Annotated in this window: 13 protein-coding genes and 1 pseudogene; 12 read left to right on the plus strand and 2 right to left on the minus strand. The window is 70.6% G+C overall.

What is annotated here, in order from left to right; all coding sequences use genetic code 11:
• Positions 1–127: 127 nt before the first annotated feature.
• The 9 genes and pseudogenes from AC1UKG_RS02600 (at position 128) to AC1UKG_RS02640 (ending at position 12,481) form a co-directional block, all read left to right on the plus strand.
• Complete coding sequence (locus AC1UKG_RS02600; RefSeq protein ID WP_018743283.1) at positions 128–1,525, plus strand: L-serine ammonia-lyase; 1,398 nt, start codon at positions 128–130, stop codon at positions 1,523–1,525.
• Positions 1,526–1,580: 55 nt separating this feature from the next.
• A complete protein-coding gene (locus AC1UKG_RS02605; RefSeq protein ID WP_018814236.1) occupies positions 1,581–2,408 on the plus strand; it encodes an ABC transporter permease in 828 nt (275 codons plus the stop codon).
• Positions 2,409–2,553: 145 nt separating this feature from the next.
• Positions 2,554–3,159: pseudogene (locus tag AC1UKG_RS02610) on the plus strand (ABC transporter ATP-binding protein); the annotation flags it as partial.
• Positions 3,156–5,123: a DUF5941 domain-containing protein gene (locus AC1UKG_RS02615; RefSeq protein WP_482641889.1), complete on the plus strand. Its 1,968-nt coding sequence runs from the start codon at positions 3,156–3,158 to the stop codon at positions 5,121–5,123. The pseudogene AC1UKG_RS02610 and the gene AC1UKG_RS02615, both read left to right, overlap by 4 nt.
• 9 nt (positions 5,124–5,132) lie before the next feature.
• On the plus strand, positions 5,133–7,328 hold the full coding sequence (locus tag AC1UKG_RS02620; RefSeq protein ID WP_018814239.1) for a bifunctional glycosyltransferase family 2 protein/CDP-glycerol:glycerophosphate glycerophosphotransferase: 2,196 nt from the start codon (positions 5,133–5,135) through the stop codon (positions 7,326–7,328).
• A 119-nt stretch (positions 7,329–7,447) separates the two neighbouring features.
• Positions 7,448–8,755 carry an ABC transporter ATP-binding protein gene (locus AC1UKG_RS02625; protein WP_482641888.1) on the plus strand — a complete coding sequence of 436 codons (1,308 nt, stop codon included), beginning with the start codon at positions 7,448–7,450 and terminating at the stop codon, positions 8,753–8,755.
• A 75-nt stretch (positions 8,756–8,830) separates the two neighbouring features.
• Positions 8,831–9,295: a DUF4442 domain-containing protein gene (locus AC1UKG_RS02630; protein ID WP_018736809.1), complete on the plus strand. Its 465-nt coding sequence runs from the start codon at positions 8,831–8,833 to the stop codon at positions 9,293–9,295.
• A gap of 58 nt (positions 9,296–9,353) precedes the next feature.
• Complete coding sequence (locus AC1UKG_RS02635) at positions 9,354–10,109, plus strand: HAD-IA family hydrolase (protein ID WP_026271417.1); 756 nt, start codon at positions 9,354–9,356, stop codon at positions 10,107–10,109.
• Positions 10,106–12,481, plus strand: coding sequence for a glycosyl hydrolase family 65 domain-containing protein (locus tag AC1UKG_RS02640; RefSeq protein ID WP_018743291.1), 2,376 nt, complete (start codon positions 10,106–10,108; stop codon positions 12,479–12,481). Before AC1UKG_RS02635 ends, AC1UKG_RS02640 begins: the two co-directional genes overlap by 4 nt.
• A gap of 52 nt (positions 12,482–12,533) precedes the next feature.
• Here the strand turns inward: AC1UKG_RS02640 and AC1UKG_RS02645 are convergent, their stop codons facing one another.
• A complete protein-coding gene (locus tag AC1UKG_RS02645) occupies positions 12,534–12,710 on the minus strand; it encodes a hypothetical protein (protein WP_018743292.1) in 177 nt (58 codons plus the stop codon).
• A 148-nt stretch (positions 12,711–12,858) separates the two neighbouring features.
• Between AC1UKG_RS02645 and AC1UKG_RS02650 the strand changes: the two genes are divergently transcribed.
• Both AC1UKG_RS02650 and AC1UKG_RS02655 read left to right on the plus strand, forming a co-directional pair.
• On the plus strand, positions 12,859–13,506 hold the full coding sequence (locus AC1UKG_RS02650) for a dienelactone hydrolase family protein (RefSeq protein WP_018743293.1): 648 nt from the start codon (positions 12,859–12,861) through the stop codon (positions 13,504–13,506).
• A 96-nt stretch (positions 13,507–13,602) separates the two neighbouring features.
• Positions 13,603–13,785, plus strand: coding sequence for an antitoxin (locus AC1UKG_RS02655; protein WP_018814242.1), 183 nt, complete (start codon positions 13,603–13,605; stop codon positions 13,783–13,785).
• Positions 13,786–13,856: 71 nt separating this feature from the next.
• On the opposite strand, the gene AC1UKG_RS02660 is transcribed toward AC1UKG_RS02655, so the two are convergent.
• Positions 13,857–14,393, minus strand: a complete 537-nt coding sequence (locus tag AC1UKG_RS02660) for a C39 family peptidase (protein WP_482641887.1) — start codon at positions 14,391–14,393, stop codon at positions 13,857–13,859.
• Between the two features lie 297 nt (positions 14,394–14,690).
• On the opposite strand from AC1UKG_RS02660, the gene AC1UKG_RS02665 reads away from it, so the two are divergent.
• On the plus strand, positions 14,691–15,395 hold the full coding sequence (locus tag AC1UKG_RS02665; RefSeq protein ID WP_026271418.1) for a carbonic anhydrase: 705 nt from the start codon (positions 14,691–14,693) through the stop codon (positions 15,393–15,395).
• The last annotated feature ends 80 nt before the right edge of the window (positions 15,396–15,475 follow it).

Consider the following 15,475-nt stretch of genomic DNA (forward strand, 5'->3'; position numbering starts at 1 on the left):
CGGGGGCGGGGCGGGTAGGCTGGCCGGCTGGCCCGACAGTTTCCGGGCACCCGGGAAGACCTGCCATGACGGCGGTCACCCCGGGCCGGTGACCCGCGTGGTGGTAGGACGGCGAGGAAGTGCAGCCATGATCAGCATTTTCGATCTCTTCAGTGTCGGTATCGGGCCGTCCAGCTCGCACACCGTCGGGCCGATGCGTGCCGCCCGGACGTTCGTCGCTGGACTCAAGGCAGCCGGGCTACTCAGCGAGACGGTACGGATTCGCGCCGAGCTGTTCGGCTCGTTGGGGGCGACCGGTCGCGGCCACGGCAGTGATCGGGCGGTCCTGCTCGGGCTCGCCGGTGCGGAGCCGGAGACGGTCGACACCGACGCCGTCGAGGGTTGGATCGACCGGGTCCGCGCCGAGCAGCGGATCTCCTTGCTCTCCGCACACGAGATTGACTTCGACTCGGCTCGGGACCTTGTGCTGCACCGCCGCCGGTCGCTGCCGTACCACCCGAACGGGATGACCTTCGCCGCCTACGACTCGGCTGGTGCCGAGCTTCGGGCCCGTACCTACTACTCGGTCGGGGGTGGGTTCGTCGTGGACGAGGCGGCGGCGGGGGCGGACCGGATCAGCTCGGACACCACCCCGGTGCGCTACCCCTTCTCGACCGGTGCGCAGCTGCTGGCCGTGACCCGGGAGACCGGGCTGTCGATCAGCGAGGTGATGCTCGCCAACGAGCTCTCCTGGCGCAGCGAGCGGGAGGTGCGCACCGGCCTGCTGGAGATCTGGCGGGTGATGCGGGAGTGCGTGGCGCGGGGCTGTGAACGCGACGGTGTTCTCCCCGGCCGGTTGCGGGTCCGGCGGCGGGCCGCCGAGCTGTACCGCGGCCTGATGATGGACGCGGACCCGATGCGGTCGACGGCGGGCCGGGGAGCGGTGGATCCGCTGCGCGCGATGGACTGGGTGACCCTCTTCGCCCTCGCGGTCAACGAGGAGAACGCCGGCGGTGGCCGGGTGGTGACGGCACCGACCAACGGTGCGGCCGGCATCATTCCGGCGGTCCTGCACTACTACGACCGGTTCGGGCCGGGCGCCACCGCGGATGGTGTGGTGCGGTTCCTGCTCGCGGCCGGTGCCATCGGTGTGCTCTTCAAGGAGAACGCCTCCATCTCCGGCGCCGAGGTGGGTTGCCAGGGCGAGGTGGGTTCGGCCTGCTCGATGGCGGCGGCCGGGCTGGCCGAGGCGCTGGGGGGCAGCCCGGAGCAGGTGGAGAACGCCGCCGAGATCGGCATGGAACACAACCTGGGGCTGACCTGTGATCCGGTCGGCGGCCTCGTGCAGATCCCCTGCATCGAACGGAACGCGGTGGCTAGCATCAAGGCGATCACGGCTGCCCGGCTCGCGTTGCGGGGCGACGGCGTGCACCACGTCTCGCTCGACAAGGTGATCAAGACGATGCGGGAGACCGGAGCGGACATGAAGGTCAAATACAAGGAGACGGCACGGGGCGGCCTCGCCGTCAACGTGATCGAGTGCTGAGTGCCACCGGCCCGCCGGGCGGGGGTGTGGTGCGGACCGGGCAGGAGGCGACGCGGTGGCCGCTGGCGTCGGGACGCTCTGGTCGAATCGCGGCGCGCTGCGCATCCTCGTTCGGCGGGACCTCGCGGTCAAGTACCAGCAGTCCGCGTTGGGTTATCTCTGGTCCCTGATCGAACCGTTGGGCTTCGGCGCCATCTACTGGTTCGTCTTTGGTGTGCTGTACGAGCGGGACACCGGTCGGTATCTGGGTGAGGCGGCAGACTCGTACCCGCTGTTCCTGTTCACCGGAATCTTCGCCTGGATGTGGGCCAGCTCCGCGCTGGGCGAGGCGACCAACGCGCTGACCGGCCAGGCCAGGCTGATCACCACGATGAACCTTCCCCGCCAGTTCTTCCCGATCGGGCGGGTCGCCGGGCGGGTCGCCGAGTACCTGGCCGGCCTGCCCCTCCTGGTGGCGGCCGCGGCGGCGTACGCGGTGGCGGGGCGGATCCACCCGGGTTGGTCGGTGCTCGCCCTCCCGCTGGCCATCAGCCTCCAGGGCGTTCTGCTGGTCGGCCTGGCGCTGGTGCTCTCCGCGGCGAACGTCCTGATGCGCGATGTCGAGCGGATCATGCGGTTGGTCGTCCGGGTGCTCTTCTACGCCACGCCGATCATCTACCCCTTCGGCCTGGTTCGGGACTCCAGCCTGCCCGACTGGCTCAAGGCCGGGTACGAGCTGAACCCCCTGGTCGGGATCTTCCAACTACACCACGCGGTCTGGTACCCCGACGAGTTCCCCGACGCCCGGCTGCTCGGCACCACAATCGCCGGCTGTCTGCTGGTGCTCGTTGTCGGTTGGTGGACGTTCCGCCGCCTCGAACCGGCGGTCCTCAAGGAGCTGTGAGATGGCCGATCCGATCATTGAAGCGGCGGGGCTCGGCATCCGGTTCGTCCGGAACCGCCGCCGACAACTGCGGTTGCGGGACCTCGCCCTGCACCGGGGACGTCGCGCTGGTCACGCCGATGGGCGGTTCTGGCCGCTACGGGATCTCTCCTTCTCGATCGCGGCCGGCGAGACGGTCGGTGTGATCGGCCGCAACGGCACCGGCAAGAGCACCCTGCTGCGGCTCATCGCCGGCGTGCTGATCCCCGACGAGGGTGGGATCACCGTGCGCGGCGCGGTCGCCCCGCTGCTGGAGCTCTCCGCCGGCTTCTCCGCCGAGCTGACCGGCCGGGAGAACCTCTACCTGGTGGGTGGCCTACACGGTCTCTCGCCGAGCTACCTGCGTCGCCGAGTGGATGAGATCGTGTCGTTCGCGGGGAAGCAGGTGGAGCAGGCCCTCGACACGTCGGTGCGGCACTACTCGTCCGGCATGAAGGTCCGGCTCGGATTTGCGATCATCTCGCACCTGCCGCACCCCGTCCTGCTGATGGACGAGGTTACGGCGGTTGGGGACGCCGAATTCCGCCAGCGGTGCTATGCGACGATCGATCGTCTGCTCGGAGAGGGGCGCACTCTGGTGCTGGTATCACATAACGAACAGGACCTGACCCGGTTCTGCCGGCGCGGCTTCTACCTCGATGCCGGTCGAATGATGGTGGACGGGACGATGGCCGAGGCGCTGGCCGCGTACCACGGGGCGGTGGCCCGGTGACGCTCGCGCTCGTGTTGACCGCCGACGGATCAGCGGACCTCGCCGACCGGCTGGCCGGACAGTGTCGCCACGCGGGGATCGACGAGGTGCGGCTGGTCAGTGACCTCGCCGCCGTGGCTGACCTGGCGGAGTCGGCCGCCGGCCCGGTCCTCGTCACCGGCGCTGATCTGGTCGCGCACACGGCCGTCCTGCGGCACCTGGTCACCAGCCCGGCTGAGCCGACGGTGGCGCTGGTACTCGCGGGTCCGCCGGTGCCCGGTCGGACGGCGGTTCGCGAGGATCGGGGGCAGGTGGTCGCCGCTGGCCCCCCGGCGGCACTGGACGGCGACGCCACCGGTGTCTTCGGCGGTGCGCTGCGGGTCGATCCGGCCAACCTGCCGGTCCTGGTCGCCGCCGCGCGTGCGCTCGCTGCTGAGGTCGTACCGGTGGGAGCCGCTGCGGCCCACGGTGTCGTGGACGACGAGCCCGCCGTTGACCGGCTCTTCGCTGACCTGGTGGCCCGCGACGCGGTGACCTTCGCCCACCGGGTACGGCTACTCGTCGCGCGTCGGGTCGCCGCCGCCGACGACCGGGTCGCGGCCGAGGCGGCCGTCGCCGCCGTTGACCCGGACCGGGCCGAGTTGCGGCTGTCGGTGAAGGAGCGAGATGACTTCTTCACCACTTTCTTCGTCAGTACCTGGTCGCCGTACGTGACGAAGGCGGCGGCCCGGCTCCGGCTCAGCCCCACCACGGTCACGATGATCTCGGTGGCGTTCGCGGTGGTGGCCGCGCTGCTGTTCGGCGCCGGGGGGCGGCCCGCCCTGGTCGCCGGCGCGGTGCTGCTCTACCTGGGTTTCGTGCTGGACTGCGTGGATGGGCAGCTCGCCCGCTACACCCGTACGTTCAGCGCCTGGGGCGGGTGGCTCGACACCATGGCCGACCGGGCCAAGGAGTTCATCGTCTACGCCGGGCTTGGCTACGGCGCCACCCAGGCCGGATTCCGCCACGGGTGGGCCCTGGCAATCGCCGCGATGGCCGTGCAGACCGTCCGCCACATGAGTGACACCTGGTATGGCGCGATGCACGACGAGGCAGCCCGCCGGCCGCGGGTGACCCCGGGGGGTGGGTTCGGTGACCGGCTCAGTGCCGCCTCGAACCGGGTGCAGGCCGACGTCGGGTCGGTGACCTACTGGCTGAAGCGGACGGTGGTCTTCCCCATCGGTGAGCGTTGGGCGTTGATCGCCCTGGCGGCAGCCTTGTTCGACCAGCGGGTCGCCCTGTTCGCGGTGCTGACCGGGATGGTGCTGGCGCTCGGCTACACCGCGGCACTGCGGCTGCTGCGGGCCCGCTCGATGCGGGTCGGAGTGTTGCACACGGTGGACACCTCCCTGCATCGGGACGACGGCCCATTGGCCCGCGCCCTGCCGACGCCGCGCTGGCCGGGCCCGCTGGGGCTGGCGGTGTCGGCGGTGTTGGTGTCGGTGGTGCTGCTCGGGCTCGCACTCCTCGGCTCGGATTCCCTCCCGCGGTGGACGGCGTTGGTCGGGCTCGGTGGGCTGCTGCTGGCGGCCGCGGGGGCGCGGGCCGGTCACGGCGGGGCGCTGGACTGGCTGGTGCCGGCGGCGCTACGCGCGGCGGAGTATCTCTTCGCGATCGCGGTCGGCGTGCTCGGGGGTGTCCCCGCCTGGTTGGTCTTTGGGTACGTCTTCGTGCTGACCCTGCACCACTATGACCTGACCGCGCGGCTGGAGAAGCGGAAGCTGGCCCCGCCGCTGCACGAAGCCACGCTGGGCTGGGAAGGGCGGTCAGCGGTGCTGGCGCTCTCCGCGATCACCGGAATTGCTGCTATTGGCATGGCTACACTCGGTATATACCTTTTTGTGGTCTTCGTGGGGAGCGTGGCCCTCGCCTGGGTGATTCGGCCTGCCCGCGCCGTAGGGGCGGCGGGATCGACAGGTGCTGTTGGCGGTCGCCCACCGGGTTAGGGGGGCCGGGTGGCACTGATCAGCTTCGTGATCCCGGCCTACCGGGTGCAGGGCTACCTGCGCGAATGCCTGGACTCGATCCTTGGGCAGCCGGTGGCCGAAGTCGAGGTGATCGGTGTCGATGACTGCTCGCCGGACAGCAGCGGCGAGATCCTGGCCGAGTACGCGGCCCGCGACCAACGGGTACGGACGATCACGCTGCCGGCGAATCGGGGACTCGGTCCAGCCCGCAACGTCGGCCTGGACCAGGCCGGCGGGGAGTACGTGTGGTTCGTTGACGGCGACGACTGGTTGGCGCCGGAGTGCCTCGTCGAGGTCGTCGAGCGGCTGCGCGCCACCGCACCGGATGTCCTCGTCGTTGACCACGTCCGGGCCTGGTGGAACGGGGGCGCCACCCAGAGCGGGATGCGCGAGGTCTTTCCGTCCTCGCCCGGGGCGGCGACGTTCCGGCTACGTGAGCGCCCGGAGACGATCCGCCTGCTGCACACCGCGTGGAACAAGGTGCTGCGCCGCGAGTTCCTGCTCGAGCACGGGCTGCGCTTCGCCCCCGGCTGGTACGAGGATGTCTCGTTCACCTACCCGGTGCTCCTCCGCGCCCAGCGGATCGGGGTGCTGGATCGGGTCTGCGTGAACTATCGGCAGCGCCGGGCCGGCGCCATCACCCGGACCCGGGGGGACCGGCACTTCGAGGTCTTCGCGCAGTGGCACCGGGTGTTCGCGCTCCTGGACGAGGCGGGAGCGGGCGAGGACGACCTCCGCCCGGCCCTCTTCGAGCGGATGATCTGGCACTACCTGGCCGTGCTCGGCACCGGGGAGCGGATCCCGGCGGACCTGCGGCCCGCCTTCTTCGTCCGGATCGCCGCCGACCACGCCCGCTGGCGTCCGGCGCAGGGCGAGCCGACCCAGCCCGGGGTCGAAGGGCTGAAGCGCCGCCTGGTCGCCACCGGCCGGTGGCGGACGTACAACACACTGCGCGGTGCCGCTCGGGTACGGGGTATCGCTGCCCACGCCACCCGACGGGCCCGGCGCGGGGCCGTGCCGCTCCTCCGGCGGGTTCGCGACGCCGGGTTGCGCGAGTACTACCGCGCCGAGCTACTGCGGCCGGTCGACCCGCGGCTGGCGGTGTACGCCGCCTACTGGTACCGCGGCTACGCCTGCAATCCGGCGGCGATCTACGAGGCGGCCCGGCGACTCGCCCCGCACGTGCGAGGGGTGTGGATCGTGCGGCGGGACCGGGTGGATTCGCTGCCGGCGGGCGTGGACTACGTGGTCGCCGGCACCCCCGCGGGCTACCGGGCGTTGGCGCAGGCCCGCTGGCTGGTCAACAACGTCAATTTTCCCAACTTCGTCCGGAAACGACCCGGCACCGTGCATGTGCAGACCCATCACGGCACGCCAATCAAGGTGATGGGCCTGGACCAGCAGTGCTACCCGGTCGGGGCCCTGATGGACTTCGCGGGGCTGCTACACCGGGTGGACCGGTGGGACTACAGCATCACCGCGAACAGCTTCTCCACCCAGATGTGGGAGCGGGCCTACCCGGCCGCGTACACCACGCTGGAGGTGGGGTATCCGCGCAACGATCGGCTGGCCACCGCCACCACCGAGGAGGTGCTGCGGATCCGGGCCGAGTTGGGCCTGGGGATCGGCGAGCAGGTGGTTCTCTACCTACCGACGCACCGGGAGCACCTGCCGGGGTACCGGCCGCCGTTCGACCCGGGCCGCTTCCTCGCCGCGTTGGGGCCCGCTGGTCGGTTGCTGATGCGCAGTCACTACTTCGACGACCGAGCCGCCCCGACTCCGGACGCGGCCGGCCCGGACCGATTGCGCGACGTGAGCGGCTATCCCCGGGTGGAGGACCTCTATCTCGCCGCCGACGTGCTGGTCACCGACTACTCGTCGGCGATGTTCGACTACGCCGTCCTGGATCGGCCGATCGTCGTGTACGCACCGGACTGGGCGGCATACCGGTTGACCCGCGGCGTCTACCTGGATGTGGTCGCCGAGCCGCCGGGGGCGGTGGCGACGGACTTCGCCGGTCTGCTTGACCTCTTCCGCTCCGGTGCGCTGCGTGATCCGTCGGCGGAGGTGGCGCGGCGTCGGTTCCGGGACCGGTTCTGCCGGCTCGACGACGGCCACGCCGCCGACCGGGTGGTCCGGCGGATCTTCGGTATGGATGACGCCGAAGCCGGTCCGGCCAGCTGAGCGCTCCGCGGCGGCGCGGCGCGGTGTGGCGGCGAAGATTGAACGTTCATCCGATGTGCAGGTCGGGTGGGGCTCGTCACAGTCGTTCAGGTCCGAGTTGGTCAGGTGGGGAGGAACGGGTGGCCACCGTCGCGCTCAAGGATGTGACCAAGGTCTTCCGGACCGGCGCCCGCGCCGTTGATCGCGTGAACCTTGACGTCAACCATGGTGAGTTCATGGTGCTGCTCGGCCCCTCCGGCTGTGGCAAGTCGACGGTGCTGCGCATGGTCGCCGGCCTGGAGGAGCCGACCTCCGGTGCGGTCTTCCTCAACGGCGAGTTCGCCAACGACCTGCCGCCCCGGGATCGGTCGGTGGCGATGGTCTTTCAGGACTTCGCCCTCTATCCGCACCTGAGCGTCGGCGACAACATCGCCTTTCCGTTGCGGCTGGCTGGCCTGGCGGCGGAGCGGCGCGGCGAACGGGTCGCCGGTGTCGCGGCGGCGTTGGGAATCGCCGATATTCTCGACCGCCGGCCCGGGCGGCTCTCCGGTGGTCAGCGGCAGCGGGTCGCCATGGGGCGGGCGATCGTGCGTCGGCCGGAGCTCTTTCTGATGGACGAGCCCCTATCCAATCTCGACAGCGGGCTCCGCTCCGAGCTGCGTGCGGAGATTTCTGGACTGACCCGGGAACTGGGGGTCACCACCCTCTACGTGACCCACGACCAGACCGAGGCGCTGACCATGGCCGACCGGGTGGCGATCATGCGCAAAGGGGTCCTGCAGGACGTCGGCACCCCGACTCAGGTCTACGGCCGCCCGGCCACCCTCTACGTCGCCACGTTTCTCGGCGCCCCGCGGATGAACCTGCTGGAGGCCGCGGTCCACGTGCACCTGGATCAATACGTCGCGCTCCACCTCGGAGAACAGACGTTGCACCTCCCGTGGGACGACATGCGCACCCGCGCGGTGGGCCACTATCACGGCGAGCGGATCGTGGTCGGCATCCGGGCCGAGGCGCTGACCCCGACCGCCCCGAACACGCCCGGCCCGGTGTTGCACGGGCAGCTTCGTCACCTGGAACATCACGGGCATGAATCGCTCGCCTTTCTCGACATCGGCGCTACCGCCGTCGTCGTGGACGAGGTGGCGGTGCCAGCGGACGGGGGCGTGGTCGGGCAACGAGGCCTGCGTCAGTTCGGCCGGGTGATGCGGCGGATCACCGGGCGGTTCGGTACGGCGGACGAGGAGCAGCAGGCCGCGACGAGCCGTACGCCAGCCAGCGTTCTTCCCGATCCGGGTCGCCACCACCGCCGGCCGGCGGAGGTGGCGGTGCGGCTGGCGCCCTATCCCGCGGTATGCCCGGGGCAGAAGCTGGCGATCCAGGTCCGGATGGACGCGCTGCACTTCTTTGACGAGCGCGGTGACCGGATCGATGTCGGTTGGCGCTGACGCGGGAGCCCCGCGTGGGTCGAGCGCTGAGCGGCGCCTTGTCGCCCTGGTTACCGATCGGTAACATGTCCGGGTATGAGCATCGATGCGAGCCAGGTGGCCGCCAGCATGCTGGCGGCCGTGCCCTTCGCCCGTACGCTGGGCTTCGAATTCGTCGAGGTGGCCCCCGAGGCCGACGGCGGGATCCGGGCGGTGGTCCGGCTGCCCGACACGCCGGCCACCCACAACCATGTCGGTGGGCCGCACGCCGGCGCCATGTTCACCCTCGGTGAGACGGCCTCCGGCGCGGTCGTGGTGGCCGCGTTCGCGCCGGTGCTCGACCGGGCGACACCGCTCGCCGTCAGTGCGGAGATCGCCTACCGCAAGCTCGCCATGGGGCCGGTGCGGGCGACCGCGCGGCTCGATCGGCCGGTCGCCGACGTGATCGCGGAGCTGGAGGCCGGAGAGCGACCCGAGTTTCGGGTCGGCGTGGAGATCGCCACCGAGGAGGGCAAACCCACCGGGGAGATGACCATCGTCTGGACGCTTCGCCCGCACTGATCGGCGCGTTGACCGCCGAAACGGTTTGCGCCACGACCAGGCTGGATAGATTCGAACGATGCTGGGTCTGCCTGCGCACGTGACCGCCTGCCTGTTCGACCTGGACGGGGTTCTCACCCAGACCGCTCGCGTCCACAACGCCGCGTGGCGGGTGACGTTCGACGAGTTCCTGCGTCGTCGCGCCGCAGACAACAACGAGCCCTTCACCCCCTTCGACCCGGATGAGGACTACCGGCGATACGTTGACGGCCGGCCCCGCTATGACGGGGTCCGCCGCTTTCTCTCCTCACGCGACATCGTGCTTCCCGAGGGAACACCGGACGACCCGCCCGAGGCCGAGACGGTCCACGGCCTCGGCAACTGCAAGAACGTCCGGCTGCTCCAGGAGTTGCGCACGCACGGGGTGGACGCCTACCCCGGCTCGGTGCGGTACCTCAGGGCGGTGACCGACGCCGGGCTGCGCCGAGCGGTGGTAACCGCCAGCGCCAACGGCCGCGAGGTGGTCGCCGCCGCCGGGCTGGAGGAGCTGCTGGAGGTGCGGGTTGACGGTCTCGTCGCCCGTGCCGACACGTTACGCGGCAAACCAGAACCGGACACCTTCCTGGCCGGGGCCGAGCGGCTCGGGGTAGCTCCGGGCAACGCGGCCGTCTTCGAGGACGCCCTCGCCGGAGTCGCCGCCGGTCGAGCGGGGGACTTCGGGTACGTGGTGGGCGTGGACCGGGTCGGGCAGGCCGATGCCCTCGTGGCGCACGGCGCGGACATCGTCGTGCGGGACCTCGCGGAGCTGATCGAGAATCGGGAGCCGGGGGCATGATCCGAGAACGTGCATACCCGGTCGAGCCGTGGCATGTCCGAGAAACCAGGCTGGACATGGACGTATTGGCTCAGTCCGAGTCGGTGTTCGCCCTCTCCAACGGGCACATCGGTCTGCGCGGCAACCTCGACGAAGGCGAGCCGTACGGCTTGCCGGGAACGTACCTGAACTCCTTCTACGAGCTACGCCCCCTGCCGCACGCGGAGGCGGGGTTCGGATTCCCCGAGTCCGGACAGACCCTCGTCAACGTGACCAACGGGAAGATTATTCGGCTGCTGGTCGACGATGAGCCGCTCGACGTGCGATACGGCGAACTCCTCGCCCACGAGCGGGTGCTCGACCTGCGCGACGGCACGCTGCACCGGACCGTGCACTGGCGCTCGCCGGCCGGGCGGGAGGTCTGCGTCCGCAGCACCCGGCTGGTCTCGTTCCGTCAGCGCTCCGCCGCCGCCATCAACTACGAGGTCGAGGTCGTGGACGGCAAACCGCTGCGGCTGATCGTCCAGTCGGAGTTGGTGGCCAACGAAACCCTGCCGGCCCAGAGCAAGGATCCGCGGGTGGCGGCGGTGCTGGAGTCGCCGCTGTATGCCGAGGAGGAGCTGACCACTCATGACGGTGGCCTGCTGATCCACCGCACGAAGGTCTCCGGCCTGCGCCTGGCCGCCGCGATGGAGCACGAGGTGCAGACCACCGCGCGGACCAACATCGAGTCCGAGGGGTACGAGGACTGGGTGCGGACCACCATCGCCTGCGTGCTCAAGCCCGGTGAGACGCTGCGGGTCGTGAAACACCTGTCGTACGGGTGGTCCAGCCGGCGGTCGCTGCCGGCACTGCGGGACCAGGTCGGCGCCGCGCTGGCCGCCGCCCAACTGGACGGGTGGGACGGGTTGCTGCGGGAACAGCGGGAGTACCTGGAGGAGTTCTGGGACTCCGCCGACGTACTGGTGGAGGGCGACCCCGAGGTGCAGCAGGCGGTACGCTTCGGGCTCTTTCACGTGCTCCAGGCAGGCACCAGGGCCGAGCGCCGGCCGATCTCGGCGAAGGGCCTCACCGGCCCGGGGTACGACGGCCACGCCTTCTGGGACACCGAGATGTTTGTGCTGCCGGTGCTCACCTACACCCACCCCACCGCGGTGCGCGATGCCCTGCACTGGCGGCATCACACCCTGTCGATCGCGCGGGAACGGGCCCGGGTGCTCAACCTGAAGGGCGCGGCCTTTCCCTGGCGCACCATTGAGGGACCAGAATCCTCCGGCTACTGGCCAGCCGGTACCGCCGGCTTTCACATCGCCGCCGGCATCGCCGACGCGGTGCGTCGCTACGTGCAGGCCACCCAGGACACCGACCTGGAGCGGGAGATCGGCCTGGAGTTGTTGGTGGAGACCGCGCGGCTGTGGCGGTCGCTGGGCCACCACGACCGGCACGGGCAGTTCCACATCGACGGGGTGACCGGCCCGGACGAGTACACCGCCATCAAGAACGACAACGTCTACACCAATCTGATGGCGCAACGGAATCTGACCACCGCCGCGGAGACGGCGATGCGGTACCGGGAGGAAGCCGGGCATCTGGGTGTCACCGACGAGGAGACGGCGGCGTGGCGGGACGCCGCCGCCTCCATGCATATCCCCTATGACCAGGAGATCGACGTACACGAGCAGGTGGAGGGCTTCACCCGGTTCCAGGAGTGGGACTTCCTCCACACCCCACCGGAGAAGTATCCGTTGCTGCTGCACTATCCGTACTTCGATCTGTACCGCAGGCAGGTGATCAAGCAGGCCGATCTGGTGCTGGCGATGCACTGGCGGGGGGATGCGTTCACCCCCGAGGAGAAGCTGCGCAACTTCCTCTACTACGAGCGCCGCACCGTCCGCGACTCGTCGTTGTCGGCCTGTACCCAGGCTGTCCTCGCAGCTGAGGTGGGGTATCCGGAGCTAGCCCACACCTACCTGCGGGAGGCCGCGTTGATGGACCTGCACGACCTGAACGAGAACACCCGCGACGGCGTCCACATCGCCTCCCTGGCCGGTGCGTGGATCGCCCTGGTCGCCGGGTTCGGTGGGTTACGTGAGCACGACGGAACGCTCTGTTTCACGCCCCGGCTCTCCAGCCGCCTGGGCCGGCTGGAGTTCTCCCTGCACTGGCGTCACATCCAGCTTCGGGTGGATATCCAGCCGCACCAGACCACCTACGCGTTGCAGCACAGCGACCCGAAGGAGACGCTGGAGTTGCTGCACCACGGCGAGCGAGTCGAGGTCACCGGCGCCGAACCGGTGACCCGGCCGACCCCACCAGTGAGTGAGCCGCGCCCGACCCCGGAGCAGCCACCCGGCCGCGACCCGCTGATCCGCCTCCCGGAGCGGGAGCCGTAGGGTCGGGGCCCGCCCGGCCGGGCCGGACCGGTCCCCGACCGAGGTCAACACCTCACAGTTGCCTGCCCTGGGAAGGGCGGCCGGCGGCGTCCCGTGGCGCCATCGCTCGGGGATCATCGGCGGTACGCGCCTGCGCCGCCTCGTCCGCCCAGTCCCGGGTCCGGTTCGCGTCGCGCTTTCGTTGTTCCCGCTCAGCGGCCTGCTGCCGGGACTCCCGCTGCTGTGCCATGGCGACCCTCACGATCCATCGGGGCGCTGCCTGCGCCGGTACGGTCTGCCTCACCTGGCCGGGTACCCGAAGCCCACCCGGGCGAAACGGGACCGGACCGGCCCCGAGGCGTACGCATGGCGGGCGAGCGGGCGGGAAGGACCGGGGCGTGGACGCACGGAGTGAGGTGCCGGTTCCGGCGGGCGACGTCCAGCTCACGGCTGATCTTCGGGTGCCGCCGGAGCCGGCCGGAGTGGTGCTCTTCGCACATGGCAGCGGCAGCTCGCGGCGGAGTCCCCGCAATGTCGCGGTGGCGCAGGTCCTCAACCGCAGCGCGCTCGGCACCGTCCTGGTGGACCTGCTCACCCCGGATGAGGCGGTGGCCGACGCGCGCACCGCGCAGCTGCGGTTCGATATCGGCCGGTTGGCCGGCAGGCTGTCCGCGATCGTCGACTGGCTGGCCACCGGAGAGCCGGTGGGCGCGGTGCCGATCGGGCTCTTCGGGGCCAGCACCGGGGCCGCCGCCGCCCTGGTGGCCGCTGCCGACCGCCCGGACGAGGTCGGCGCGGTGGTCTCCCGAGGCGGCCGGCCGGACCTTGCCGGCCCGGCGCTGGGCCGGGTGCGAGCACCGACCCTACTGGTGGTGGGCGGCCTCGACGACCAGGTGCTCACCCTGAATGAGCAGGCTCGGGCGGCGGTGCCGGAGCCGGTGGAGCTGACGGTGGTCCCCGGCGCCGGGCACCTGTTCGAGGAGCCCGGTGCGCTGGAACAGGTGGCTCGAGCGGCGGCGACCTGGTTCACCGATCACCTTGGGTGATCCGCCGGTGCACGCTGTCCCGGCGCGGTCGGTGTTTGTGCCCCCGGGCCCTGGGGAATGCCCCACGTGCAACACCCCGACCCTAGGAGGGATCACATGAAGAAATTCATGGACCAGGCCAGGGAGTACGTCGAGAAGCAGGACGAGCAGGTCGACCAGGGCATAGAGAAGGCCGGTGACATGGTCAACGAGCGCACCGGCGGCCGGTACAAGGAGCACGTCGATCGCGGCGTGGAGATGATGCGGTCCCGGACCGGTGAGGGTGACCAGAACCGCTGACGGATCCGAGCTTCGGCGCGGGACGCGCCGAACGGGCCGGTCTCCTGTAGGGGAGACCGGCCCGTAGGCGGTCAGGACGAGTAGCCGCGTTCGGCGATCCAGTTGGCGACCTTCGGCACGGCCATCCAGTATGCGCGCTTCGGTGCGGCCGGGTCGGCGATCCGGAGGAGGTCGTCCTCGGCGCGGTAACCCACCAGCGTCAGGTAGTGGCCCCCCTCGTACGAGTGCGGGGTGCCGTCGGTGTCGACCGTGGTTCCCCGGACGTTGGCCACGACCGCGCGTCCCTGCGCCAGAGCGCGCCGGGTGTCCTCGCGTAGCCGGTGAACCTCATCCGGTTTGGCTGTCGTGTCCGATATCTCGGTGGTGCGGTACGCGTCACCGGTCAGCTCGTTGAGGACGCGGGTGATGTCCCGGGCCGAGTCCGTGCCGGCCTGGGTGGTGCCGAGCCGCTGGGCGACCTCCGTCTGCGAGAGCGGCCTACCCAGCGCGGAGAGAGCCATCCGGGTCGCCGCCGGCCCGCAGTAGTAGAAGTTGGGCTGCGCCTGATAATCGACGGTGACCAGCAGTCCGGCGGCGGAGCGGCCGTCGGTGGGGGTGATCGTGCTCATGGTCGGGCTCCTTCGGGGGTCTGACGTCCGGAGGGGGACGGCAAGCACCACGCGGCGCTCGGCACGGATGGCGGGCCCGGGTCGCGACGGTCGGTCGCTGCCCGGGCTACCGGAGCTTCAACAGGCCGGAGGCGGTGGGCATTCCTCGGCGCATCCGGGGCGTCCGCAGCCAACATATGAAGCGCAGATCACGCATGCCTTGACGTGCTTTCTGCTTCATGTGAGCGTGGAGAAGGCCCGGGTCGGCGTATACGCCGGGCCGTCAGTTTGGGGCTTCCACAGGGATGAGGTAAGGGCATGAATCCCCCCGAAACGCCCGTTGTGTTGCAGTCGGGCGTAGATCAGCTGTCGGTCGGTGGGTCCGGCGATCTCCGGAGTCAGCCGGTCGGCTCCCGAGCGGCGGTCGCCGAGCTGCACGCCGGCAACCGGCGGTTCGCCGCCGGCGCTCCGGACCGCCCGCACCAGGATGTCGGCCGCCGGGTCGCGCTGGCGGAGGGGCAGCAGCCCTTCGCGGTGATCCTCGGTTGTTCCGACTCGCGGCTCGCGGTGGAGCTCATCTTCGACCGGGGTCTGGGCGACCTGTTCGTGGTACGCACGGCTGGCCACGCTGTTGGGCCGGAGGTGCTCGGCAGCATCGAGTACGCCGTCACCGCGTTGAGTGCTCCGCTGGTGGTGGTGCTCGGGCACGACTCCTGTGGCGCGGTGCAGGCGGCCAGGTCAGCGGAGGCCACCGGCGCACCGGTACCCGGGCATCTGGGTGCGGTGGTGGAGGCGGTGCTGCCGAGTATCCGTCGGGCCGAGGCCGCCGGGACTACCGACCTGGACCAGATAATCGATCACCATGTCCGGCAGACCGTTTCCGTGCTGTTGGACCGCTCGGCGGCGGTCGCTGCCGCTGTGGCCGCCGGCACCTGCGCGGTCGTGGGGATGTCGTACCAGCTCACGACCGGCGTCGTCCGGACCGTTACCGAGGTTGGGCTCCCGGCCTCGGGCACACCCTGAGGTCGGCGACGCCGGGATGGGAGCCGCCCGCTCCCGCCTGAGCCGCGTCGTTGACGGGTGGTGCGACCGGGCTGGCCCCG

Source organism: Salinispora sp. CH2A1_6 (genome assembly GCF_056820975.1).

What these genes read in the sequence shown, in the direction of transcription:
- AC1UKG_RS02600 (WP_018743283.1), top strand. Translation starts at nt 128, where the DNA reads ATGATCAGCATTTTCGATCTCTTCAGTGTCGGTATCGGGCCGTCCAGC.
- AC1UKG_RS02630 (WP_018736809.1), top strand. Translation starts at nt 8,831, where the DNA reads ATGAGCATCGATGCGAGCCAGGTGGCCGCCAGCATGCTGGCGGCCGTG.
- AC1UKG_RS02635 (WP_026271417.1), top strand. Translation starts at nt 9,354, where the DNA reads ATGCTGGGTCTGCCTGCGCACGTGACCGCCTGCCTGTTCGACCTGGAC.
- AC1UKG_RS02640 (WP_018743291.1), top strand. Translation starts at nt 10,106, where the DNA reads ATGATCCGAGAACGTGCATACCCGGTCGAGCCGTGGCATGTCCGAGAA.
- AC1UKG_RS02645 (WP_018743292.1), bottom strand. Translation starts at nt 12,710, where the DNA reads ATGGCACAGCAGCGGGAGTCCCGGCAGCAGGCCGCTGAGCGGGAACAA.
- AC1UKG_RS02655 (WP_018814242.1), top strand. Translation starts at nt 13,603, where the DNA reads ATGAAGAAATTCATGGACCAGGCCAGGGAGTACGTCGAGAAGCAGGAC.
- AC1UKG_RS02660 (WP_482641887.1), bottom strand. Translation starts at nt 14,393, where the DNA reads ATGAGCACGATCACCCCCACCGACGGCCGCTCCGCCGCCGGACTGCTG.
- AC1UKG_RS02665 (WP_026271418.1), top strand. Translation starts at nt 14,691, where the DNA reads ATGAATCCCCCCGAAACGCCCGTTGTGTTGCAGTCGGGCGTAGATCAG.